This is a genomic window from Spirillospora sp. NPDC046719, from assembly GCF_040645715.1.
GTDB lineage: Bacteria > Actinomycetota > Actinomycetes > Streptosporangiales > Streptosporangiaceae > Spirillospora.
The window spans coordinates 1-1018 of record NZ_JBEYYT010000961.1 but is presented as its reverse complement, the minus strand read 5'-3'; the positions used below and the strand labels follow the sequence as shown (position 1 = coordinate 1018).

The 1018-nt window shown below is 71.9% G+C and carries 2 protein-coding genes; both read left to right on the top strand.

The features are described 5' to 3' along the window. Positions 1-407 (top strand): hypothetical protein (locus ABZ914_RS51870; RefSeq protein ID WP_500201888.1); only part of this gene is annotated, 407 nt, incomplete at its 5' end. 10 nt (positions 408-417) lie between these two features. Beyond that, on the top strand, positions 418-1018 hold a 601-nt coding region (locus ABZ914_RS51865), incomplete at its 3' end, for a hypothetical protein (RefSeq protein WP_500201887.1).

Below are 1018 nucleotides of genomic sequence, written 5' to 3'. Positions count from 1 at the left end.
CCAGAATTTCCACGGCAGCCCGGTCGGCAGCGGCTGACGCGATCGCCGGACTTCTCGACGCGGGGTCGGGCGCGGGCACGATCAAGGTGTACTCCGGCTCGCAGCCGGCTACAGCGAACGACGCCGAGTCGGGCACGCTGCTGGTCGAATTCGAGTTGGCGGATCCGGCGTTTGGTGCGGCCAGCTCGGGCGTGGCGTCGCTGGCGGGTACGCCGCTGTCGGCGGTCGGCGCGGCGGCAGGAACTGCCGGGTGGTTCCGGGCTGAGGATTCGACCGGCGCGAACGTGCTGGACGGCTCCGTGACCGCGACCGGCGGCGGCGGGGACCTGGAGCTGTCGACCACCACGGTGTCGATCGGCCTGACGGTGGAGCTGACGTCCGGCACGGTGGCGATGCCCGCCAGCTAGGGGGTGCGACGTGGCGACCCTGACCAACTCGTTCGAGGGCGGGACGGCCGGCGACACCATCACCACCGGCAACAGCGGCGGATCGTCCGGCGACGCGTGGACGCTGACCGGCGACACCGCTGGCGGGTCGTGCACGTACTCGGCGACCGGTCCGTCGCACGGCTCCCGCTGCATGGCGGTGACGTTTGGCGCGACGGGCGGCGCGGTGCGGCGCGGATGGTCGGTGAACGCGGCCGACTCGACCACCTCGCAGTGGCTGCGTCTGTACGTCGACCCCGGGTCGGTGTCGGGTACGACCAGCCCGGCGCGGGGCATGAACGTCGGGTCTGGTGCGCAGCGCTGGCGGTTGCAGGTGACGGCGGCGGGTGTGGTGTCGCTGCACAACAACACCAACGGCGCCGACTGGTCGTCGACGGCGCTGTCGGCGGGCCAGCAGTGGCGTGTGGAGGTGATGGTCGGCGGCACCACGTCGTCGACCGGCCGGGTCTGGGTCTACGCCGGTGACGCCACGACGCCGTCGCAGGACTCGGGCGATCTGAGCGCGGTCAACTTCGGCGGTCCGACCAGGGAGATCTGGTACGGACAGACGAACAGCGCGGCCAACATCGCGC